This is a genomic window from Streptomyces hirsutus, assembly GCF_001418415.1.
GTDB lineage: Bacteria > Actinomycetota > Actinomycetes > Streptomycetales > Streptomycetaceae > Streptomyces > Streptomyces hirsutus.
On the sequence record NZ_LIQT01000045.1, the window covers coordinates 1 to 23,033 of the forward strand.

Sequence of the window (23,033 nt, forward strand, 5' to 3'; positions counted from 1 at the left end):
GCCCACGCCCCCGCACCCACCCGAACAGGACCAGCGAGCACACGGCGGCGAACGCGCACCAGGTCGAGACGAACTCCAGCCGCCACAGGGCCCAGCAGACGAACGCGCCCGCACCGGCCAGAACACCGAGGGCCCGCAGGCCGCGGTCGCCGGAGAGCAGCAGGGACCCGGCGGTGGCCACCAGGTAGCCCGCGACCAGTAGCGGGGCGTACGACAGGTCCACGACGTAACCGATGGTGCGGCCGCGGATCTCCGCCCGCACGGGACGCGTGGTGAGGACGCGTCCGAGGACCGCCGCCGTCACGGCCCCGGCGACGAGGGGCAGCATCAGCCTGCGCAGCGCGTCCCGTCGCTCGTCCTTCGGCGCGGCGCACAGCACGCCCACCGGCACCCGGAGCGCCAACAGCGGCAGGGCCACGACCGCCCACAGCAGCACGGCCGGGCCCGTCCCTCCGTCCGAGGCCCAGACCGCCGCCTCGATCATCTGGTGCACGCCGAGCAGCAGCGGCAGCGCGGCGAGCGTAAGGTCACCGCTGCGGCCCGCCCGCAGCGCGCGGGCCGCACAGGCCGTCCCGACCGCCGCGATCCCGGCGCCCGCCACGAGGTCGGCCTCCGCACTCCAGCACATCGCTCCGCCCTCGGGTCACCGCAGGAAGCCTCCATCCTCGCGAACCCGGAGCAACCGGACAGCAGCGACACGGCGGCGTGCTCCCCCGTCCCCGCACCCGTCCGTCCCCGCACCGCCTACCCGGTGCGCTCCCAGCCCCGGCGGGGCGTGCGGGTGCCGAGGGCGGTGTCACGGCTGCGGTAGACGATGTACGGGCGGGTGAGGTAGCCGAGGGGGGCGGTGAGCATGTGGACGAGACGGGTGAAGGGCCAGGCGGCGAAGAGCAGCAGAGCGCTGAGGACGTGCAGTTGGAACAGCACCGGGGCACCGGTCATCAGGGCCGGATCGGGCTGGAGGGAGAAGATGGAGCGGAACCAGGGGGAGATGGTCTCGCGGTAGTCGTAGCCGCCGCCGGCGATGTTCGCGGCCACCGTGGCGGCGAGGCCGAGCACGATGGTCGCGGTGAGGGAGACGTACATGGCCTTGTCGTTGCGGGTGGTGGCGGAGAAGACCGGTCCGACGGTGCGCCGCCGGTAGATCAGGATGGCGATCCCGCCGAGGGTGGCGACGCCGGCGATGGTGCCGAGCACGACCGCGCCGACGTGGTACATGTGCTCGCTCACTCCGATGGCCTCGGTCCAGCTCTTGGGGATGAGCAGGCCGCCGATGTGGCCGAGCAGCACGACCAGGATGCCGAAGTGGAACAGCGGGCTGCCGATGCGCAGCAGCCGCCGCTCGTAGAGCTGGGAGGAGCGGGTGGTCCAGCCGAACTTGTCGTAGCGGTAGCGCCAGACGTGGCCGAGGACGAACACCGCGAGGCAGACGTAGGGAAGGGCGACCCAGAGCAGGATGCCGCCGGTGCCTGCCTCCGCCGCCAGGGTGACGGGCTGCGCGGGCGCGGTCATCGGGGACCTCCTACGACGGGGTCGGGCAGGAACACGGGGGATGACGCGTACGGGTCGAGCCCGACCTGTTCCTCGGGCGGGCCCTGGGCGGCGAGCCGCATGACGGCTTCGCGGTCGTCGCCGGCGAGGGCGGGCAGGGTGGCGGAGAGGGAGTCCAGGAGATGCGCCCAGGGTGAGTCGTCGTCGTTCAGGGCCAGCCGCAGCAGTTCGAGGCCGGCCCGGTGCTCGGTGAGCAGGCGTGCTCCCTCGGCGGGGTCGGCGGCGGCGAACTCGAGGACGACGGCGAGGTGGTCGGGCAGTTCGTCGTCGGCGAGCCGCCAGCCGGCCGCGGCGTAGGTCTGTTTCAGCTTCAGCAGGCCCATGCCGCGCTTACGGGTGTCGCCGTACGCGTAGTACGTCAGGTACGGGCAGCAGCGTTTGCGGTGGTCGAAGGTGGCGACATAGGCGGCGGTCAGGTCGGCGGAGGCGGTCTGCTCGGCGTGTGCGGCGAAGCGGAGCAGGGGACGGGCCACGGCCGGGGCGGGGAGGGTGTCGGCGACCCGGCGGGCCAGGGCCAGGTGCCGGCCGAACTCGTCGTCGGGGTAGGCGAGCAGCAGGGACTGGACCTGCCAGGCGGAGGGGTGCCAGGGCTGGGTGCGGGCCGCCCCCTTGGCCTTCGGGAGTCCGGCGGGCTTCGGGGACTTGCGCTTCATGGTTTCGGCTCCGTCTTCCCGTCGTGGCCCGTGCCGGGGCCGTCACCGCCCCGGTCGTCGCCGCCTTGGGACGGTGTGTCCGGGAACAGGCCGGGTGGGGAGCCCTTGCCGTCCCAGTCGAGGAGGTTCACGCGGGTGGCCTTTTCGGTGGGGGCGGCCGGGGTGTCGGAGGTCTGACGGTCGCGCAGGGCATGGAAGTTCTCCACGGCGATGGGGGCGGCACCACCGGACGTCTCGCCGAAGGGACCCGAGCCTCCCATGCCGGGGCCGCCCTCGTAGTCGAGGCTGCACTCGGTGGCCAGTTCCTCGAGCTGATGGGCCTGTTCGGCATGGGCCGGCGGGATGACGTACCGCTCGTCGTACTTCGCGAGGGCCAGCAGCCGGTACATGTCGTAGACCTGCTCGCCGGTCATGCCGACCGCATCGGGGATGGCGTCGTCCGGTTCGCGGCCCAGGTTGATGTCGCGCATGTAGGCGCGCATGGCGGCCAGGCGGTGCAGGACCGCGTCGACGGGAGCGGGGTCGCCCGCGGTGAACAGCTGGGCCAGGTAGTCGACCGGGATGCGCAGGGCGTCGACGGCCGCGAAGAGGTTCCGGTGGTCCTCGGCGTCGCGGCCGGTGTCGCGGACGGCGTCCACCACCGGCGACAGCGGCGGGATGTACCAGACCATCGGCATGGTGCGGTACTCCGGGTGCAGTGGCAGGGCCACCTTGTAGGTGTTGATCAGGGCGTGGATCGGGGAACGCTGCGCGGCCTCGATCCAGTCCCGCGGGATGCCGGCCTTCTCGGCCGCGGCGACGACCCGGGGGTCGTCCGGGTCGAGGAAGACCTGCCGCTGCGCCTCGTACAGGCCGGTGTCGTCGGGGGTGGAGGCCGCTTCCAGGACGCGGTCGGCGTCGTAGAGGACAAGGCCGAGGTAGCGCAGCCGGCCGACGCAGGTCTCGGAGCAGACGGTGGGCAGTCCGACCTCGATGCGTGGGAAGCAGAACGTGCACTTCTCGGCCTTGCCGGTGCGGTGGTTGAAGTACACCTTCTTGTACGGGCATCCGGTGACGCACATCCGCCAGCCCCGGCACTTGTCCTGGTCGACGAGGACGATGCCGTCCTCCTCGCGCTTGTAGATCGCGCCGGAGGGGCAGGAGGCGGCGCAGGACGGGTTGAGGCAGTGCTCGCAGATGCGTGGCAGGTAGAACATGAAGGTCTGCTCGAACTCGAATTTGATCTTCTCGGAGACCTGGTTGAGCAGTACGTCCTTGTCGCCGTGGTCGATCGAGCCGCCGAGGTCGTCGTCCCAGTTCGCGGACCAGGCGATCTTCATGTCCTTGCCGGTGATCAGGGACTTGGGGCGGGCGACCGGGGTGTGCTCCTGGAGCGGGGCGTTGGTCAGGGTCTCGTAGTCGTACGTCCAGGGCTCGTAGTAGTCGTCGAGGGAGGGCAGTCTGGGGTTCGAGAAGATCTGGATCAGCTTCTTGAACCGGCTGCCCGCCTTCAGTCCCAGCCTGCCGCGCTTGTTGAGCTCCCAGCCGCCCTGCCAGGTCTCCTGGTCCTCGTAGCGGCGGGGGTAGCCCTGGCCGGGGCGGGTCTCGACGTTGTTGAACCAGACGTACTCGACGCCCGTGCGGTTGGTCCACGCCTGCTTGCAGGTGACCGAACAGGTGTGGCAGCCGATGCACTTGTCGAGGTTCATCACCATCGCCATCTGTGCCATGACCCGCCCGATGGGGGCGGCCCCGGCCCCGGCGGGGGCTTCTTCGACGGTGGCCATCAGTACGTCACCTCCTGGTTCGAGCGGCGGCGGACGACGGTGACCTCGTCGCGCTGATTGCCGGTGGGGCCGAGGTAGTTGAAGGCGTACGACAGCTGGGCGTAGCCGCCGATGAGGTGGCTGGGCTTGATCAGCAGCCGGGTCAGGGAGTTGTGGATGCCGCCGCGCCGGCCGGTGGTCTCGGTGCGGGGCACGTCGATGAGCCGGTCCTGCGCGTGGTGCATGTAGACGGTGCCCTCCGGCATGCGGTGCGAGACGATCGCGCGGGCGGCGACCACACCGTTGCGGTTGACGGCCTCGACCCAGTCGTTGTCGTGGACGCCGATCTTCTCCGCGTCCTCCTTGCTCATCCAGATCGTGGGGCCGCCCCGGGAGAGGGACAGTATGAACAGGTTGTCCTGGTACTCGGAGTGGATGGACCACTTGTTGTGCGGGGTGAGGTAGCGCACGGTCACGCCGAGCTCCCCGACGTCACCGATGCGCGGCTCGCCGAACAGGGCGCCCATGTTCAACGGCGGCCGGTAGACAGGCAGTTCCTCGCCGAGCGCGGAAATCCAGTCGTGGTCGAGGTAGAAGTGCTGCCGGCCGGTGAGGGTGTGCCAGGGTTTGAGGCGCTCCACGTTGACGGTGAACGGCGAGTAGCGGCGCCCGCCGGTCTCCGAACCGGACCACTCCGGCGAGGTGATGACCGGGACCGGCGCTGCCTGGGTGTCGGCGAAGGTGATCTGCTTGCCCTCGTGTTCGGCCGCCAGGTCCGCGAGCCGGGTGCCGGTACGTGCCTCGAGGCTGTGGAAGCCCTGGGTGGCGAGGTGGCCGTTGGTGGTGCCGGAGAGGGCGAGGATGGCCTCGCAGGCGTGGGTGTCACGCGCGAGCGACGGGCGGCCGTCGGCCGTGCCGCCGCGCACGGTGCCGTTCTTGTGCCGCAGGTACTCCAGTTCGCGGTCGACCTTGAAGGTGATGCCCTTGGTGGTGGCGCCGAGGGTGTCGAGCAGCGGGCCGAGCGCGGCCATCTTGTCGGCGACGGCGGCGTAGTCGCGTTCGACGGTGATGAGTTTCGGCATGGTGCGGCCGGGCACCGGTTCGCACTCCCCCGCCTTCCAGTCGCGGACCCTGCCGTGCGGGTTCGCCATCTCGTCCGGTGTGTCGTGCAACAGCGGCGCCGCGACGACGTCCGTCCGTGCGCCCAGATGAGTGGCCGCCTGCCGGCTGAACTCCTTCGCGATGGTGTGGAAGGCGTCCCAGTCGCTGCGGGTCTGCCACGGCGGGGCGATCGCCGGGTTGAAGGCGTGCACGAAGGGATGCATGTCCGTGCTGGACAGGTCGTACTTCTCGTACCAGGTGGCGGCCGGCAGGACGACGTCGGAGAAGACCGTGGTGCTGGTCATCCGGAAGTCCAGGGTCAGCAGCAGGTCGAGTTTCCCCTCCGGGGCCTCCTCCCGCCACACCACGTCGCGTGGACGGGTGTCGGGCGGTGCCTCGGTGGCCCGCACGGAGGAGTCGGTGCCGAGCAGGTGTTTGAGGAAGTACTCGTTGCCCTTGGCGGAGGAGCCCAGCAGGTTCGCCCGCCAGATGGTCAGCACCCGGGGGAAGTTCTCCGGTGCGTCCGGGTCCTCACCGGCGAACTTCAGCCGTCCCGCCTTGAGTTCGTCCACCACGTGGTCGGCGACCGGGCGGCCGGCGGCAGCTGCGTCGTCCGCCAGGTCGAGCGGGTTGCGGTCGAAGGTGGGATACGACGGCATCCAGCCCATCCGCGCCGACTGTGCGATGACGTCCGCCGTGGTCTTCCCTGCGAACGGGCCGCTGCGGCCCGGCCCGGCCGCCGCGAGGGTGTCCGCGGAGAACGGGTCGTAGCGGAACTGGTCGGCGTGCAGGTACCAGTACGCGGTCTGGATCATCAGCCGGGCCGGCCGGTTCCAGTCGGCCGCGGTCGCGATCGCCGAATAGCCGGTGATCGGACGGACCTTCTCCTGTCCGACGTAGTGCGCCCAGCCGCCGCCGTTGACGCCCTGGCAGCCGGTGAGCGTGGTCAGGGTCAGGAAGGACCGGTAGATGGTGTCGGAGTGGAACCAGTGGTTGGTCCCCGCTCCCATGATGATCATTGAACGGCCGCCGGACTCCTCGGCGTTGGCGGCGAACTCCCGGGCGATACGGGCCGCCCGGTCCGCGTCCACTCCGGTGATCGCGGCCTGCCAGGCCGGGGTGCAGGGCTCCTCCGCGTCCTCGTACGACGTCGGCCACCGACCGGGCAGTCCCTCCCGGGCCACCCCGTACTGGGCCAGCAGCAGGTCGTACACCGTGGTCACCAGACGGCCGGCGATCCGGCGCACCGGCACCCCGCGCCGCAGCCGGCCCGCCGCGCCGTCCGGGGCGTCGAACCTCGGCAGCAGGACGGTGACCGGCGCCTCGGCGGCACCGTCGGCGGACAGCGACGGATCGGTGTCGCCCAGGTCGAGGTTCCATTTGCCGGCTCCGGACTCGCCGAAGCGGTCTCCCAGCGTGCCGTTCGGCACCACCGGCTCCCCGGTGGCCGCGTCCAGCAGCACGGTGCGGAACTCCGCGTGCTCGGCCTCGGCGGCCCGGCCACCGAGGTCGGCGGCGGTCAGGAACTTGCCCGGTACGTATGTGCCGGGCTCGGCGCCGTCCTCGGTCTCGGCCCCGGACTCGTCGAGAGTGACCAGGAAGGGCAGGTCGGTGTACCGCTTCACATACTGGTTGAAGTACTCCGTCTCCCGGTCGACGAAGAACTCCTTGAGGATCACATGGCCCATGGCCATCGCCAGGGCGCCGTCGGTGCCCGGCTGGGCCGGCAGCCACTCGTCGGCGAACTTCACGTTGTCCGCGTAGTCCGGGGAGACTGCGACCACCTTCTGGCCCCGGTAGCGGGCCTCGGCCATCCAGTGCGCGTCCGGGGTACGGGTGACGGGGACGTTGGAGCCCCACATGATCAGATAGCCGGCGTCCCACCAGTCCCCCGACTCCGGTACGTCGGTCTGGTCGCCGAAGACCTGCGGCGAGGCCACCGGCAGATCCGCGTACCAGTCGTAGAACGACAGCATCGCGCCGCCGAGCAGGGAGTAGAAGCGGGCACCGGCCGCGTGCGAGACCATCGACATGGCCGGAATCGGCGAGAATCCGGCCAGCCGGTCCGGGCCGTACTCCTTGATGGTGTGCACATGCGCGGCAGCCACCATCTCCGTCGCCTCCGCCCAACCGGCCCGCACCAGGCCGCCCTTGCCACGCGCCCGCTTGTAGTGGCGGGAGCGCTCGGGGTCGGAGACGATGTCGGCCCAGGCCGCCACCGGATCGCCGAGGCGGGCCTTGGCCTCCCGGTACATCTCCAGCAGGACACCCCGCACGTACGGGTAGCGCACCCGGGTCGGCGAGTAGGTGTACCAGGAGAAGGCCGCCCCTCGAGGGCAGCCGCGCGGTTCGTACTCGGGGCGGTCGGGACCCACCGACGGATAGTCGGTCTGCTGGGCCTCCCAGGTGATGATGCCGTCCTTGACGTACACCTTCCACGAGCACGATCCGGTGCAGTTCACGCCATGGGTGGAGCGCACCACCTTGTCGTGCGACCAGCGGTCCCGGTAGAACTCGTCGGCCTGGCGGCCGCCGCTCCTGTGCAGGGTGCGCAGATCCTTCGAGACCTCCGCCCGGGTGAAGAACCGGCGGCTGCGTACCAGCGCCTCCGCCAGATCGCCGTCCATGCCCGCCCGTCCCTGGCTGCTCTCCGTGCTCACCGCGCCACTCCGCTCCGGGCACAAGCGGCCCGTTCGAATCGTGATCGGTTACGGCCGCTCACGACTCTAAGACCGCTGCCCACCTCAAGGTCAACAGCAACACCACGAATCGCGCGCCTGCCGTGAAGGTCCGCAACGGTCGGTGCGGCTGTCCGGTTGGTGAGCCCTGGGGGCTACGCCTCCGCTGTGGCGGCGGGCCGGGGCAGGGCGCCGCCCGCCTCGTCGCGCACCGCGTCGACCGCGGCCCACTGTTCGGTGCTGAGGACCGAGAGCGCGGCCGGGAAGACGCCGTCCTGCTCCTTGAGGATGTGGTCGCGCAGCAACTCCATCACCTCCATCAGCCGGTCCGGCCAGGCCGGGTCCTCCGGGACGGCTCCGTCGGCGGCCTGTTCCAGCACCGTGTCGACGTGCCGGTGTTCCGCCTTCAGGGTGGCGATCCGGTCGGGGAAGTCCTCGGCCATGGCGGGGAACAGTCCGTGCTCCTCCACCCGGGTGTGCGGGCCGAGCACGGCCGCTATCTCCCGGGCCACCTGCGCCATCCGGGCCGCGTCACCGGCTTCGTGGGCCGGGCGCAGATGGCTGATCAGGCGGACGACCTCGTCGTGTTCCCGGGTCAGCTCGTCGATGGACGCCAGGGACTGGCAGCCGCAGTACTCGCACACGGGGCCTTCTCCTCTTCTCTGTCGTTCTCCGCCGACTTGCCGGTTCGTCCGTCGGCTCGTTCGCCGGCGCTCCTTGCACGCCGCTGCGGGCGGGGCGCCCGCGGCGCCGGTTTCAGGTGTGCGGCCTGGGCTTGTCCCCCTCGGCCGCTGCGCGGACACCGGTGAGGGTGTAGGCCAGTGCCGCGGCGGACACGATCGCGAGCAGCACCAGGCCGGCGGCGTACGTCCCGTAGACGCCGTACAGCGAGCCCATCACCAGCGGTGGCAGGAAGCCCCCGAGGCCTCCCGCGGCGCCGACGATCCCGGTGACCGACCCGACCTGGCCCGCCGGGGTCAGCTGTGCCACCAGGGCGAAGGTCGCCCCGCTGCCCGCGCCGAGCGCGGCCGCCATGGCGAGGAAGGCGACGGTCCCGACCGGTGCCAGCGGCGGGGTGAACGACTGCACGAGCGCGCCGGCCACGACCACGGCGAGGGAGCCGGCCAGCACCCGGACCGGTCCCAGCCGGTCGGACAGCCAGCCGCCCATCGGGCGCATCGCCACCGCGAGCAGCACGAACCCGGCCATGCGGTTGGCGGCGTCGGCCTGGGTGAGGCCGTAGCCGGTCTTGAGGTACGTCGGCAGGTAGACGGAGAAGGCGACGTAGCCGCCGAACGCGACCGCGTAGAGCCCGGACGCCTGCCAGGTGATGCCGAGCTTCATGGTGCCGGCCAGGCGGCGGACCAGCGGCTCACTCGGGACGGTACGGCCCGGTGCGTCGCGCATCAGCAGCACGGCGGCCACGGCGTACACGGCCAGCCCCGCGGCAGTGATCAGGAAGGGTGTCTCCATGCTGCTCGCGTCGGCCAGTTTCACGGTGGTGAGGGCACTGATGGCGGTGCCGCCCATGCCGGCGCCGAACACACCGATGGCCAGGCCGCGCCGCTCGGGCGGGAACCAGGCACTGACGAACGGCACTCCGACGGCGAAGGCGGTACCGCCGATGCCGAGGAAGAACCCGCCGATCAGCAGGGCGGTGAGCGAGGAGTGCCCGATCAGGCCCAGGTAGAGGACCGGCACGACGGTGGCCAGAGAGACCGCCGGGAACATCAGGCGCCCGCCGAACCGGTCGGTGAGCGCGCCGACCGGGATGCGTCCCAGGGAGCCGACCACGACCGGCACCGCGACCAGCAGCGACTGCTCGAACGACGTCAGGTCCAGGCTGTCCTGGAACCGCGGGCCGAGCGGGCTGAGCAGAGCCCACGCCCAGAAGTTGACGGCGAATCCGACGGTGGCCAGAGCCAGCATCAGCCATGCCCGGCCGGACACCGGGGCATCCGACGGCGGGCTGCCGCTCTTCGTCTTCGACGGCTGGACCATACTGTCCGTCCCTTTCCTCTCACAGCGGCGCCTCGGCACCGGGGCCGTGCGGGAACCGCAAGCCCCTTGCCTGCGTACCGGAGTCCCGGGAACACTGTCCGAGGCCAGGGCCCCGCGTCCCCAGGGGCCATGGGTCCCTGCCGTCCTGCGGAGGGTCCCTCCGGTCGGACCCGGTCGTCCCGTCGCCCGGCGTCTGTGGATCGGTGCTCCACCGGTGCCCTTTCGCGCGGTCCGTGAAACAACAGTTGCGCCCGCTGGTGTCCGGTGGTGACAGGGGGCCGAGGAACCGAGCGGCCCGAACGCGGGACCGGCACAGGGCCGAACGGCCCTGCCCGTACCGGTCAGTGGGCCCACCCCTGGTCGTACCCCTGGCCCCGGCCCTGACCCGGCCGACGCGGTTCCGCACCGGGGCCGGCTACGGGACGGGCTGACGCGCGCGGTGTGCGGCCGCCGCCGGAGCCGGAACCGTAACCGAAGCGGACCAGCAGTTGCGGACAGCACCGCCGCCTCGTTCCCGCCATGGCCGCCCGCAGGTCCGGCCACTCCATCGCCTGGTGCAGCATCGAGGTGCGCACCCCGCACCGGGTCGCCGTGAGCAGGACGCGTTCCAGGGCCTGACCCGCCCTCAGCCAGTCCTCCGGCCGGTCGTGGGAGGTCCACAACAGGGCCACCTGCGCATGCCGTTCGAACCGTACGGCCGGGAGCCTCGGCACGGGCAGCACTCCGGTGAAGTCCCGCACCGGCATCCGGCCGGACGCGTCCCGCGGGCCCAGGGCGCTCAGGGGAATGCCGTAGGGGGTGCGTTCGCCCGGAGGTGTGACCCAGGTGCGCATTTCGCCGGTGCTGGCCGGGTCGGCGGCGTTGCGGGTCTCGGCGGCCTCCGTCAGGTGCAGCAGACGCCGGGTACCCATGATGTCGGGGACGTCCAGATGGGCTCCCTCGGCGCGGGCCGCGCCGATCATCTCGGTCACGACCGGGTCCGGCACCGGGCGGCCGGTGAAGGGCATCCGGCTGGTGTGACGGCGCTCGACCGCGTCGTACAGGTCGCTCAGGGACGACTGCCGGTCCACGGTGGGGCAGGACAACTGCACCGTGGCCAGCAGGTCCGGGTCGTCCGCGGCGGGGCGCAGCCGGACGACGGGAGCCCAGCCGAGGTGTTCCGCGGCCACCCGGAGGTTGAAGACGGCCGCACCGACCGACATGTGCTGGGCACGCCGCAGGGGGTCCGCCATCGACAGCTGCCGCCGACGGTCGGCCCTGACCTGGACCGTCCCGCTGTCCGGGTCCAGCCCGAACCGCCAGGGCTGCGTGTTGTGGATCGACGGGGCCGCCACCGCCGCGGCCAGCAGTGCATGCACGGCTGCGGCGTCGAGTTCGCGGGTCTGGATCACGGCAATCACGGCTCCTTCGCAACGGCTCCTCGGCCAAGTTCTCTCTGCTGCGTCAACCCTGCGCCGCGAAACCGCTCCGGCAGGAGGGTTGACCGGCCCCACGCCGCTGGCCATGTGGCCCGTTCGGGGCTGTCAGTGGTCCCGGACGGGACCGTCAAGTGGCCGGCAGGGCCGTGGCGAGCAGGACGACGCCGAGGGAGCCGGCCAGCGCGACGACCGCCAGGGCACGGGCGAGCTCCGTACGGTCCTTGGAGTGGGCGATCGCGTGTCCCGCCGCGGCGAGCATCACGACGGCGAACAGGGCGAGTTTGGCCGCGAGGGTACGGCCGTACCCGGGCTCGGCGAGGGAAGCCCAGGTGACACCCTTGTGCCAGGCCATGGCCCATCCGGTGCCCAGCTGCACGGGCAGGAAGAGTGCCCCGGTCAGCATCCCGAACCGGCGGCCGGCCGCGGCGGTGAAGCGGTCCTTGGCCTCCTCTGCGAGCAGTCGCCGGGCCAGCGGCAGGATCACCAGGGACAGGGCCAGCTGCCCGCCGACCCACAGGGCGGCGCCGGCGACGTGCGCGAACCGCACCAGGGACCACCATCCGACGGTGTCCACTACTCGGTCGCCTCCACGGTGCCGTGCGCGCCCGCTTCGGCGTGGCGCATGTCGTGGTCGACGAAGGCGTAGTGGCCGGCTTCCGGGAACGTCGTCTCGACGAAGCCGCCCTGCGCGGGAGCCAGGTCGAGGACCTGCGCGCCACCCGGATCGTCCGGCCGGAGCAGGTGGACGCCCTCTTTGTACACGGTGTCGAAGACGGTGCCCACGATGTGGAAGGCGATGCCGTCGCGCGGCCCGGCGGCGATCACCCAGAACCTGACGCGTTCTCCGGCCCGCACGCTCAGGGGCCGTTCGGCGTACTGGGCGGCGACGCCGTTGAACATCCAGGCGTCCGGGTCGTTCCGGCGCATCTTCGCCGCCTGGGCCGCGCTGCCCGGTGTGCCGAGATACAGCTCGGAGGAGACCAGGACGTATTCGTGGTCGGCCTTCCTCAGGCCCGGCGGGTCGATGACGACGGCGCCGTACATGCCGTTGCCGATGTGCTGGAGCATGGGCGGGGTGCTGCAGTGGTACAGCCATGCCCCGGCCTTCTCGGCGCGGAAGCGGTGGACCAGGCGCTCGCCCGGCTCGATGGTGCGCATGGGCCGGTCGGGGGCGAGGGACCCGGCGTGGAAGTCGATGCCGTGGCCCATGGCCGTGTCGTCGTTGACGAGGGTGATCTCGAAGACGTCGCCGACCTTGCCGCGCAGGGTGGGGCCGGGAACGGTGCCGCCGAAGGTCCACATGCGCTGGGTCACTCCGGGCGCGACCTCGGTGTCGGCCTGGGAGGCGTGCAGTTCGGCCTTGTGCACCGCCCCGCCGGGTGCGGGAGCCAGCTCGGCGGCGCGGGGCCGCCAGCCTGCGGAGAAGTCGGCGGTGAGGTCCACGTCGCCGCCGGTACCGGTACCGGCGGCGGAGTCGGCTTCGGCGTCGCCGGCCGAGGTGTGTCCCTGGTGGCCGCCGCCGGCCGTGGCGGTGTCGCCGTGGACGACGATGTCCAGGGTCATGCCGGCCGCGCGGTGGCCCGGCAGGGTGCACCACGCCTCGCGGTCCGCGGTGACCGGGCCGAGGTCGAGCACGCGGCTGTCGCCCTTGGCGAGCATCGGGGTGGCGGGCCCGTCCTCCACCTTGAGGTCGTGTCGCCGGGAGTCGATGTTGGTGATCTTCAGCCGCAGTGCGGTGCCCGCGTCGACCTCGATGCGGTCCGGGCGGATCCGCATGTCCGCCAGGGTCACGTCGACGGTGCGGGTGACTCCCGAACCGCTGCCCGCCGCCCCGGCGGCATCGTCCGAACCGGACGTGCCGCCACCGCTGTTGGCGATCAGTACCGCCAGCACGGTGAGTACGGCACCCGCCGCGGTGCCCCACGCTGCGGGCCGCCGTGACGCGCCGGTCGTACCGGTCCCGCCGGGCTCCCCGCCCTCACCTGCCGTGCGGCCCCCGGCGCGCCGGCTGCGGATCAGTACGGCCGCCACCGGCGCGAGGAAGGCGGCGCCGGCCGCCCCGGCGAGCAGGGCGCCTCCGGTGCCCGCGGGGCGGGGCAGCGGCAGCGCGAGGAGGACGACGCCGAGGTTGAGGGCCGCCAGTCGCACCGCCCAGCCCCGTTCCAGTACCGCCCTCAGGGCGGCCCGTTCCTTGGGTCCGGAGGCGAGGACGACGGGCAGGAGATAGGTCAGCGCACCCATGAGGATCTGGCCGACCAGTCCGACGAGCAGGACCGGGACCAGGGACGCGACGGGTTCCTGCGCTTCGGTGACCGACCGTGTCACCAGCAGTCCCGAATCCGCGACCGCACCGGCGAACAGCCAGGCCAGGGCCGCTGCCAGCGCCCACGCGGCGGCGGCCGAGACCGCGGGCCGGCGGCGCACGGTACGGACGAACAGCACGGCCGCGACGGCGACTCCGGCGGCGTAGAGGGCGACGCCGAACGCGGCGGCGGGCCGCAGTCCGGCCGCCAGTGCGGCGACCGCCGTCAGCAGGCCGCCCCCGGTCAGGCCGAGCACGTGGCGGGCCGACCGGGTGGTGCGTTCGGGCATGCGCACGCCCAGCACGGTCGGCCACAGCATGAACAGCGTGCCCAGCACGGGCAGTCCGATCCAGCCGAGGAGCGTGACGTGCACATGGGCCAGCCTCAGATCGCCGTGGTGCTGCGGGCCGGCCCTTCCGGTCGCCAGCAGCCAGCCCAGGACCGCGCCGACGATCAGTGCCGCGGCGGCGGCCCGGTAGTAGCCGACGACCGGGGCGAGCCGTCCGCCCAGCGCGCCCCGGCCCAGGCGGACCAGCACCACGAGGTGCGCGCCGATCGCCCCGACGAGCAGCGCGCATCCGGCGCCGGTCAAGGCCGGCAGGTCGGCCCACACCCCGGCGAGGACGCACACGACACCGAGGTTCACACCGGCCGCCCGGACGTCGCTCCACCGCCGGTCGGGCAGCTCGGCGTGGAGCATCGCGACGGCGAAGTGCTCGCTCCACACCACGATCGCCGTGGTCGCCGCACCGAGCAGGAACAGGTGGATCGCCAGCCAGCGGGCCACCGGAAGCGTCTGCTGGGCGCTCGCCGCCACCAGCGTGAGCACCGCCCAGCCGGCGACCACGGCGTGGGCGGCCAGATGCCGGGCGCGCATGCGGGAGCGTTTGGACCCGCTGGGCGCGGTGCGCTCGACGGGTTCGACGGGGATCGTGGAACAGGAACGGGCAGGCCCGACGGGATTCCCGACAGGAATGCCGGGACGGGCGGGGTCGACCGGGATGCCGGCCGGGCGGCGGCCGACGCGGCCGGCGGCCGGGTCACCCTTCTTGTCGTACACACTGGTCCTTCCCGTGGTCCTTCCCGCCGCCGGTCAGCAGCTCGGCCAGGTCCCGTTGGTGGGGGAAGCTGCCCGGCTGGTAGCCGCACCACGGTTCCTCGGCGTACGGGTCGCCGGTGACGCCGTACGCCCGGGACCGCGAGCCGCCGCAGACCCGGCGGAACTCGCAGCGCCCGCACCGGCCCCCCAGCCGGTCGGCGTCCCGCAGCCCGGTGAACAGGTCCGAGGTGCGGTAGATCTCGGTCAGGGACGTCTCGCGCACGCTGCCGGCGCCCAGCGGCAGGAAGCCGCTGGGGTGCACGGTGCCGGTGTGCGAGACGAAGACGAAGCCGCGGCCCGCGTTGACGTCCAGCGGCGGACGCCGTACCCGGCGTGCTCCGCCGTCCAGGCCCAGCTCGGCCGCCCGGTCCCGCAGTTCGCGGTAGAGGGGGCCGAGCCCGAGCGCCGGGACGTGGTCGTCCCCGCGCTGTTCGAGGATCCGGCGTTGGAGGGCGACGCGGCGGAAGTGGTGGGCCTCGGTGGTCTTGGCGGGCACGGTCAGGCCGATGTCGTACACGAAGTTGAGGACGTCCTCGGCCTCGCCGGGCGTCAGGGCGCCCAGGGCCCGGCCGCGGCCGGTGGGCACCAGGAAGAAGGCGCTCCACAGCATCGCGCCGTGGTCGGCGACGAGGCGGACGACGGCAGGGAGGTCGTGCAGGTTGTGCCGGGTGACAGTGGTGTTGATCTGCACCTTCATGCCGAGGGCGCGGGCGGCGTCCCAGGCGTCCAGGGTCCAGCGGAACACCCCGGGCACCCCGCGGAAGTCGTCGTGGAGCACGGCGGTGGACCCGTCGAGGCTGAGCGAGAGCCCGGCCGCGCCGGCGGCGTGCAGTTCACGCAGCCGCTCCTCGGTGAGGGTCGGGGTGCCGGAGGGCGACACGGCGACCCGGACCCCGATCTCCCTTCCGTACGCGATGAGTTCGGTCAGGTCGGGGCGTTGGAACGGGTCGCCGCCGGTGATCACGAAGAGCGGGGCGGGCTGTCCGAAGGCTGCCACCTGGCGCAGCAGGTCGCACGCGGCGGCGGTGTCCAGTTCCCGCGGGTCGCGGTCGGGCACGGCCTCGGCACGGCAGTGGAGGCAGGCCAGCGGGCAGGCCCGGGTGGACTCCCAGATGACGATGAACGGCCGCTCCCCCGCGTCGTGCCGCTGACGGCGGACGGCCGTCCGGCCGGCGGCGGCCGGCAGGTGGTCGGCCCCGGTGCTCACCGGGTGGCCGCTCACTGTGCGTTCCCTCCCCGCGTCCGGGGCCCCCGGCCCCCGGCTCCGCGTCCGGCCGCCCTGGAGTCGGGGCAGACGAGGCGGGCGGCCGGACGGTGACCCGGCCGGACCGTGCGCGGCAGCCACCGCGAGCGACAGCGGTGGGATCGCCCTCCAGCACCTGGCCCGGGACGGTCGATGTGGTCGTGCACGGGACACCTCCGGATCGGTCGCCGCCAGCATCCACCCGCCGCGCCGGCCGCAGGGCGGCCGATGGTCTTCACCCGCAGGGCCGTTGGTCCCTGGAGCGGCCGTGTTCCGGGGGCCGTACGGTCTCGCGGCGGGGCCCGCCGGGCCCAGGTGTGCCGAGGCGTGCGCGGCCTAGCGTTCGTGACCATGGAGAACGATCGAAACGCAGGGCCGCGGAAGTCACGTGCCGCCCACGACTGGCCACTGACGGCCCGCCGGCTGCTGACCCGCCGGGAGGTCTCGGCCGACGGCCGTGCCGTGTTCGGCGAGGGCGATCCGCGGTGGGAGGGCTTCTACCGGGACCGGTGGTCGCACGACAAGGTGGTGCGCTCCACGCACGGGGTCAACTGCACGGGGTCCTGCTCGTGGATGGTGTACGTCAAGGACGGCATCATCACCTGGGAGCACCAGGCGACCGACTACCCGTCGATCGGCACGGACTGCCCCGAGTACGAGCCGCGCGGCTGCCCGCGCGGGGCGTCGTTCTCCTGGTACACCTACTCCCCCAGCCGGGTCCGCTACCCGTACGTGCGGGGCGCACTGCTGAAGCTGTGGCGCGAGGCCCGGGGGCGGCTCGGCGACCCGGTGGCGGCGTGGGCGGAGATCACCGGCGATCCGGCGAAGGCGCGGGCCTACAAGCGGGCCCGCGGCAAGGGCGGTCTGGTGCGGGCCGGCTGGGACGAGGTGAGCGAGCTGGTCGCGGCCGCCCACGTGCACACCATCAAGGAGTACGGCCCGGACCGGGTCGCCGGTTTCTCGCCGATCCCGGCGATGTCGATGGCGTCCTTCGCGGCCGGTGCCCGCTTCATGTCGCTGATCGGCGGCACGCTGCTGTCGTTCTACGACTGGTACGCGGATCTGCCGGTGGCCTCGCCGCAGGTCTTCGGCGACCAGACCGACGTACCGGAGGCGGCGGACTGGTGGAACGCCGGCTATCTGATCATGTGGGGCTCCAACATCCCCGTCACCCGGACGCCGGACGCGCACTTCCTCACCGAGTCGCGCTACAACGGCACGAAGGTCGTCGCGGTCAGCCCCGACTACGCGGACAACGTGAAGCACGCCGACGAGTGGGTGGCGCCGCGTCCGGGCACGGACGGGGCGCTGGCGATGGCCATGGGGCACGTGATCCTGCGCGAGTTCCTCGTCGACCGCGAGGTGCCGTACTTCCGGCGCTATCTGAGGGAGTTCACCGACGCCCCGTTCCTGGTGACGTTACGCGAGCACGAACGGGGCCTGGTGCCCGACGGGTTCCTGACCGCCGCCCACCTGGGGCGGAACGAGGAGACCGAGGAGAACGCGGACTTCAAGACCGTGCTCCTGGACAGCGCGACCGGTGAACCCGTGGTCCCCAACGGTTCGCTGGGCTTCCGCTGGGGGGAGGCGGGGAAGGGCAGCTGGAATCTCGACCTGGGTGACGTCGTACCGGAGTTGAGCCTCCTCGACCGGGCCGAGGAGACCGTCGAGGTGGCGCTGCCCCGGTTCGACGAGGGCGCCACCGAGGGCGGTTCGGTCATGGTGCGCGGGGTGCCCGTGCGGCGGATCGGCGGCCGTCTCGTCACCACCGTCTTCGACCTGATGCTGGCCCAGTACGGGGTGGAGCGCCCGGGTCTGCCGGGCAGTTGGCCGTCCTCGTACGACGACGCCTCCCAGCCGCACACGCCGGCCTGGCAGGAGACGCTGACCTCGGTGCCGGCCGAGCAGGCGGCGCGGATCGCCCGCGAGTTCGCCCGCAACGCCGAGCGCACGGGCGGCCGTTCGATGATCGCCCTGGGGGCGGGCACCAACCACTGGTTCCACTCCGACACGATGTACCGCGCGTTCCTCGCACTGGTCACGATGACGGGCTGCCAGGGCGTCAACGGCGGCGGCTGGGCGCACTACGTCGGACAGGAGAAGGTCCGTCCGATCACCGGTCTGCAGCATCTGGCGTTCGCCTTCGACTGGCAGCGGCCCACCCGGCACATGGCGGGCACCTCGTACTGGTACCTGAACACCGACCAGTGGCGCTACGAGGTCTTCGGCGCGGACGAGCTGGCCTCGCCGCTCGGCGAGGGCCGGTTCGCGGGCCGGTCCGCGGCCGACTGTCTCGCGCAGGCGGTCCGTCTGGGCTGGACTCCCGGCCACCCCGGTTTCAACCGCAACCCGCTCGACCTCACGGACGAGGCGAAGGCCGCCGGGCGTCCGGTCGCGGACCACATCGTCGACGAACTGAAATCCGGGCGGCTGCGGTTCGCGGCCGAGGACCCCGACGACCCCGCCAACTTCCCCCGGGTGCTGACCGTGTGGCGGGCCAATCTGCTCGGTTCCTCCGGCAAGGGCAGCGAGTACTTCCAGCGGCATCTGCTGGGCACCGACGCGGCGGTCCGCTCCGAGGAGACCCCGCCCGAGAGGCGTCCGAAGGAGGTGGTGTGGCGGGACGAGGCGCCCGAGGGCAAACTCGATCTGCTGGTGTGCATGGACTTCCGGATGACGTCGACCGGCCTGATGGCCGACGTGGTGCTGCCGGCCGCCACCTGGTACGAGAAGGACGACCTGTCCAGCACGGACATGCACCCCTTCGTGCACGCCTTCACCCCTGCCATCTCCCCGCCCTGGCAGGCCCGTACCGACTACGACACGTTCCTGACCATCGCCGACCGGTTCAGCGAACTGGCCGCCGGGCACCTCGGCACCCGTACCGACGTGCTGCCGGTGCCGCTGCTGCACGACACCCCCGACGAACTCGCTCAGCCGGGCGGAGTGGTACGGGACTGGAAGGCCGGCGAGTGCGAGCCTGTGCCCGGCCGGACCATGCCGAAACTCGCCGTCGTGGAAAGGGACTTCGCCGCCGTCGGGCAGAAGATGCGCGCCGTCGGCCCGCTCCTGGACAAGCTGGGCACCACCACCAAGGGCGTCACCGTCCACCCCGACCGGGAGATCGAGGACCTGCGCCGGCGCTCCGGCACCGTACGCGAGGGCGTCGCCGCCGGCCGGCCCTCGCTGGCCACCGCCTCCGACATGTGCGAGGCGATCCTCGCCCTGTCCGGCACCACCAACGGGCGTCTGGCCACCGAGGGTTTCCGGGAACTGGAGCGGCAGACCGGCAGCGGGGGGCTGGTGGAACTCGCCGCCGAGCGCGAGGCGGAGCGGATCACCTTCGCCGACACCCGCACCCAGCCGCGTTCGGTGATGACGTCGTACGAGTGGTCGGGCAGCGAGACCGGCGGCCGGCGCTACTCGCCGTTCGTCATCAACGTCGAGCACAGGAAGCCCTGGCACACCCTCACCGGGCGGCAGCACTTCTTCGTCCAGCACGACTGGATGGCCGAGCTCGGCGAGCAGCTCCCGGTCTACCGGCCGCCGCTCGACTCCCCGCGCCACTACGGCGACGAGGAACTGGGCGAGAGCGGCCGCGCGGAGGTCACCGTCCGCTACCTGACCCCGCACTCGAAGTGGTCGATCCACTCGAACTACCAGGACAACGCGCACATGTTGGCGCTGTCCCGCGGCGGCCCGGTCATCTGGATGTCCACCGCCGACGCCGAGAAGATCGGTGTCAGGGACAACGAGTGGATCGAGGCGTACAACCGCAACGGCGTCGTCGCCGCCCGCGCCGTGGTCAGCCACCGCATGCCCGAGGGCACCGTGTACATGTACCACGCCCAGGACCGCAACGTGAACGTGCCGAAGACCGAGATCAGCGGCAAGCGCGGCGGCATGCACAACTCGCTGACCAGGCTGCTGGTCAAGCCCACCCACCTCGCGGGCGGTTACGCCCAGCTCACCTACGCCTTCAACTACTACGGCCCGACCGGCAACCAGCGCGACGAGGTCACCGTGATCCGCAGGCGGTCCCAGGAGGTCGACTACCGATGAGGGTCATGGCACAGATCGCGATGGTGATGAACCTCGACAAGTGCATCGGCTGCCACACCTGTTCGGTCACCTGCAAGCAGACGTGGACCAATCGCACCGGTGTGGAGTACGCCTGGTTCAACAACGTCGAGACCAAGCCCGGCGTCGGCTATCCGCGCCGCTACGAGGACCAGGAGCAGTGGAGGGGCGGCTGGATGCTCGACCGGCGCGGCCGGCTCGTGCTGCGCTCCGGAGGGCGGGTCAAGCGGCTCCTGTCGCTGTTCTCCAACCCGGACCTGCCCACCATCGAGGACTACTACGAGCCGGTCACCTACGACTACGACAACCTGATCGGCGCCCCCGCCGGGCAGGACGTCCCGGTCGCCCGCCCTCGCTCGGTCCTCACCGGCAGGCTCACCTCCATCACCTGGGGCGCCAACTGGGAGGACGGCCTCGGCGGCGCCGCCGAGCACGCCGGCGCCGACCCCAACCTCAGCGGGGAGTGGGCAGAGAAGGTGAGGTTCGAGTTCGAGCAGACCTTCCTCTTCCACCTCCCCCGGCTGTGCGAGCACTGCCTCAACCCGGCCTGTGTGTCGGCCTGTCCGTCCGGCGCCCTGTACAAGCGGGCCGAGGACGGCATCGTCCTGGTCGACCAGGACAGGTGTCGCGGCTGGCGGATGTGCGTGACGGCGTGCCCGTACAAGAAGGTGTACGTCAACCACGCCACCGGCAAGGCCGAGAAGTGCACGTTCTGCTTCCCGCGCATCGAGGCCGGCCAGCCCACCGTCTGCTCCGAGACCTGCGTCGGCCGACTGCGCTACCTCGGCCTGCTCCTGTACGACGCCGACCGGGTCGGTGAGGCGGCGGCCACCCCGGACGAGAAGGATCTGCTGGACGCCCAGCGCGGCGTCTTCCTCGACCCGCACGATCCCGGGGTGGCCGCGGCCGCCCGTGCGTCCGGCGTCCCCGAGGACTGGCTGGACGCGGCCCGCCGCTCCCCGGTGTACGACCTCGTCTCCCGGTACCGGGTGGCGCTGCCGCTGCACCCGGAGTACCGCACCCTGCCGATGGTCTGGTACGTGCCCCCGCTCTCCCCCGTGCTGGACGCCGTCGACTCGGCGGGCGGGAACCAGGACGACCCCGACCATGTCTTCGCCGCGGTCACCCGGCTGCGTATCCCACTGGAGTACCTGGCGGAGCTGTTCTCCGCCGGGGACACGGACGTGGTCGCCGGCGTGCTGATGAAACTCACCGCGCTGCGCTCCTACATGCGGGAGCGGACCCTGGGTGAGGACGGCGACGAGACCGCCCTCGGGGCCGTCGGTCTCACCGCGCGTCAAGCGCGGGACCTGCACCGGCTGCTGGCCGTCGCCCAGTACGCCGACCGCTATGTCGTCCCCGCCGCGCACAAGGAGGACGCGGCCGCCCTGAGCGCCATGGAGAACCGCTGCCCGGTGGAGTCCTCCGGCGACCCGGCGGACTCCGACGGCCGGCGCGTGCTGCTCGGCATCCCCACCCTGCGCCGCAAGCCCTCGGGAGACCGCCCGTGAATCCGCTGCCCGCCAGTATTCCCGCCATCGTCCGCACCCGTGTCCGGGCCGCCGTACGCCGTCCGGCACGGCCCACGCCCGGCCGTCCGGCGCCGCGGCTCACCGCCGAGGAGGCCGAGGCACGCACCCTGGTGCTGCGGTTGTGCTCCCTGCTGTTGCAGTACCCGGACGCCGAACTCGCCACCGCCCGGCCGGTACTGGCCTCGACCGCGGCGGCGTTGCCGCCCTCGACCGCCGCCGGCCACCTGGCCGAGTTCACCGCCTGGCTCACCGCCGGGGAACCGGACGCCCTGGAGCGCCACTACGTCGAGACGTTCGACCTGCGCTGCAGGAGCGGCCTCTACCTCACCTACTACCTGCACGGCGACACCCGCCGCCGCGGAATGGCCCTGCTCACCCTCAACCAGCGGTACCGGGCGTCCGGCTGGGACACGGACGGGAGTGAACTGCCCGACCACCTCCCGGTCGTGCTGGAGTTCGCCGCCCTCGTCGGCCCCGGAGCGGGTGAGGCTCCCCTGCGGCAGCACCGGCGTGGACTGGAGCTGATCCACCGGGCGTTGACCGACGCCGGCTCCCCCTACCGGCATGTGCTGGGCGCTCTGCTCACGCTGCTGCCGCCGGCCACCGAGGCGGACCGGGCGGAGGTCGCCCGGCTCGTCGCCGAGGGCCCGCCGGACGAGGAGGTGGGCCTCGACCCGTACGGAACGCACGCACCGTACGGGCCCTACGGGGAAGGGGAGTTCGCCCCGCCGGGCACCTTCGAACCCCCGTCGCCCGCCGCACCGACCCGGGTGCCGCCCCTCACTCCGACCAGCTGTACGGAGGGCCGTCGATGAACGCCCTGTCCCTGACCGTGGCCGCGTCCCCCGCGGTGGGCGGCGCCGAGTTGTTCCTGTGGGTCGCCGTTCCGTACGTCTGCCTGGCCGTGTTCGTGGTCGGGCACGTGTGGCGCTACCGGCAGGACCAGTTCGGCTGGACCTCGCGCACCAGCCAGCTCCTCGAGCACCGCCGGCTGCGCTGGGGCAGCCCGTTGTTCCACCTGGGCGCTTTCATGGTGATCGCCGGGCATGTGGTGGGGCTCGCCGTGCCGGCCTCGTGGACCGAGGCCGTCGGCGTCGACGAGCACGTGTACCACACCGTGGCCGTCTGGGCGGGCTCGGTGGCCGGCGTCGCCATGGTGGCCGGGCTCGGCATGCTGTGCGCCCGGCGGCTGCTGAGCCGGCGTATCCGGCTCGGCACCGACCGCAGCGACAAGCTGCTCTTCCCGCTGCTGTCCGCCACCGTCCTGCTGGGCATCACCGCCACCGCCGCGCACAACGTCTTCGGCGCCGGTTACGACTACCGGTCCACCGTCTCGGTCTGGTTCCGTGGCCTGTTCGGCCTCACCCCGAAGCCGGAGGCGATCACCGACGCCCCGCTGCTGTTCCAGCTGCACGCCCTGACCGCCTGCCTGCTCTTCGCGGCCTGGCCGTTCACCCGCCTCGTCCACGTGTGGAGCGCGCCGGTCGGGTACCTCGTCCGGCCGTACCTGGTCTACCGGCGCAGGAATGCGCCGACGGCAGCGTCGCAGGCCGCCTCGCGCCCCTCCGGCACGTCCGGCTCCCGGCCCGCCGTACGGCCGTGAGCCGGACGTGCCGGAGGGGCGCGAGG

15 protein-coding genes are annotated in these 23,033 nt (G+C 72.3%); 4 read left to right on the forward strand and 11 right to left on the reverse strand.

Annotated features, from left to right (window positions below):
* The 11 genes from AOK11_RS03840 to AOK11_RS03890 form a co-directional block, all read right to left on the reverse strand.
* On the reverse strand, positions 1-628 hold a 628-nt coding region (locus AOK11_RS03840), incomplete at its 3' end, for a DUF6629 family protein (RefSeq protein ID WP_055592195.1).
* Between the two features lie 116 nt (positions 629-744).
* A complete protein-coding gene (gene narI / locus AOK11_RS03845; protein WP_055592196.1) occupies positions 745-1,512 on the reverse strand; it encodes a respiratory nitrate reductase subunit gamma in 768 nt (255 codons plus the stop codon).
* Positions 1,509-2,204, reverse strand: a complete 696-nt coding sequence (narJ, locus tag AOK11_RS03850; protein ID WP_079034615.1) for a nitrate reductase molybdenum cofactor assembly chaperone — start codon at positions 2,202-2,204, stop codon at positions 1,509-1,511. The genes narI (AOK11_RS03845) and narJ (AOK11_RS03850) overlap by 4 nt, the downstream gene beginning before the upstream one ends.
* Entirely contained in the window at positions 2,201-3,970 is a 1,770-nt protein-coding gene (narH, locus tag AOK11_RS03855) for a nitrate reductase subunit beta (protein ID WP_079034616.1), read from the reverse strand. Before narH (AOK11_RS03855) ends, narJ (AOK11_RS03850) begins: the two co-directional genes overlap by 4 nt.
* Entirely contained in the window at positions 3,970-7,677 is a 3,708-nt protein-coding gene (locus AOK11_RS03860; protein WP_055592197.1) for a nitrate reductase subunit alpha, read from the reverse strand. Before AOK11_RS03860 ends, narH (AOK11_RS03855) begins: the two co-directional genes overlap by 1 nt.
* A 206-nt stretch (positions 7,678-7,883) precedes the next feature.
* Positions 7,884-8,372 (reverse strand): hemerythrin domain-containing protein, encoded by a 489-nt coding sequence (locus AOK11_RS03865; RefSeq protein ID WP_055592198.1) that lies wholly within the window; start codon positions 8,370-8,372, stop codon positions 7,884-7,886.
* Between the two features lie 112 nt (positions 8,373-8,484).
* Positions 8,485-9,729: an MFS transporter gene (locus AOK11_RS03870; RefSeq protein WP_055592199.1), complete on the reverse strand. Its 1,245-nt coding sequence runs from the start codon at positions 9,727-9,729 to the stop codon at positions 8,485-8,487.
* A 341-nt stretch (positions 9,730-10,070) separates the two neighbouring features.
* Entirely contained in the window at positions 10,071-11,117 is a 1,047-nt protein-coding gene (locus AOK11_RS03875) for an Acg family FMN-binding oxidoreductase (protein WP_240497213.1), read from the reverse strand.
* Between the two features lie 157 nt (positions 11,118-11,274).
* Positions 11,275-11,721, reverse strand: a complete 447-nt coding sequence (locus tag AOK11_RS03880; protein WP_055592201.1) for a hypothetical protein — start codon at positions 11,719-11,721, stop codon at positions 11,275-11,277.
* On the reverse strand, positions 11,721-14,510 hold the full coding sequence (locus AOK11_RS03885) for a multicopper oxidase domain-containing protein (RefSeq protein WP_206188772.1): 2,790 nt from the start codon (positions 14,508-14,510) through the stop codon (positions 11,721-11,723). Before AOK11_RS03885 ends, AOK11_RS03880 begins: the two co-directional genes overlap by 1 nt.
* Positions 14,491-15,771: a TIGR04053 family radical SAM/SPASM domain-containing protein gene (locus AOK11_RS03890; protein WP_167353758.1), complete on the reverse strand. Its 1,281-nt coding sequence runs from the start codon at positions 15,769-15,771 to the stop codon at positions 14,491-14,493. The genes AOK11_RS03885 and AOK11_RS03890 overlap by 20 nt, the downstream gene beginning before the upstream one ends.
* Before the next feature lie 372 nt (positions 15,772-16,143).
* Between AOK11_RS03890 and AOK11_RS03895 the strand changes: the two genes are divergently transcribed.
* The 4 genes from AOK11_RS03895 to narI (AOK11_RS03910) are packed head-to-tail and all read left to right on the forward strand — an operon-like array spanning position 16,144 to position 23,007.
* The gene (locus AOK11_RS03895) at positions 16,144-19,854 is read left to right on the forward strand and encodes a nitrate reductase subunit alpha (RefSeq protein WP_055592202.1); all 3,711 of its coding nucleotides are present in this window, start codon (positions 16,144-16,146) and stop codon (positions 19,852-19,854) included.
* On the forward strand, positions 19,851-21,383 hold the full coding sequence (gene narH / locus AOK11_RS03900) for a nitrate reductase subunit beta (RefSeq protein ID WP_055592203.1): 1,533 nt from the start codon (positions 19,851-19,853) through the stop codon (positions 21,381-21,383). Before AOK11_RS03895 ends, narH (AOK11_RS03900) begins: the two co-directional genes overlap by 4 nt.
* The gene (gene narJ, locus AOK11_RS03905; protein ID WP_055592204.1) at positions 21,380-22,219 is read left to right on the forward strand and encodes a nitrate reductase molybdenum cofactor assembly chaperone; all 840 of its coding nucleotides are present in this window, start codon (positions 21,380-21,382) and stop codon (positions 22,217-22,219) included. The genes narH (AOK11_RS03900) and narJ (AOK11_RS03905) overlap by 4 nt, the downstream gene beginning before the upstream one ends.
* Positions 22,216-23,007, forward strand: a complete 792-nt coding sequence (narI, locus tag AOK11_RS03910; protein ID WP_055592205.1) for a respiratory nitrate reductase subunit gamma — start codon at positions 22,216-22,218, stop codon at positions 23,005-23,007. The genes narJ (AOK11_RS03905) and narI (AOK11_RS03910) overlap by 4 nt, the downstream gene beginning before the upstream one ends.
* Positions 23,008-23,033: the final 26 nt, after the last annotated feature.

Coding starts and splice junctions, on each gene's coding strand:
- AOK11_RS03895 (WP_055592202.1), top strand. CDS start 16,144: ATGGAGAACGATCGAAACGCAGGGCCGCGGAAGTCACGTGCCGCCCAC.
- narI (WP_055592205.1), top strand. CDS start 22,216: ATGAACGCCCTGTCCCTGACCGTGGCCGCGTCCCCCGCGGTGGGCGGC.
- narI (WP_055592196.1), bottom strand. CDS start 1,512: ATGACCGCGCCCGCGCAGCCCGTCACCCTGGCGGCGGAGGCAGGCACC.
- AOK11_RS03870 (WP_055592199.1), bottom strand. CDS start 9,729: ATGGTCCAGCCGTCGAAGACGAAGAGCGGCAGCCCGCCGTCGGATGCC.
- AOK11_RS03860 (WP_055592197.1), bottom strand. CDS start 7,677: ATGGACGGCGATCTGGCGGAGGCGCTGGTACGCAGCCGCCGGTTCTTC.
- narH (WP_055592203.1), top strand. CDS start 19,851: ATGAGGGTCATGGCACAGATCGCGATGGTGATGAACCTCGACAAGTGC.
- narJ (WP_079034615.1), bottom strand. CDS start 2,204: ATGAAGCGCAAGTCCCCGAAGCCCGCCGGACTCCCGAAGGCCAAGGGG.
- narH (WP_079034616.1), bottom strand. CDS start 3,970: ATGGCCACCGTCGAAGAAGCCCCCGCCGGGGCCGGGGCCGCCCCCATC.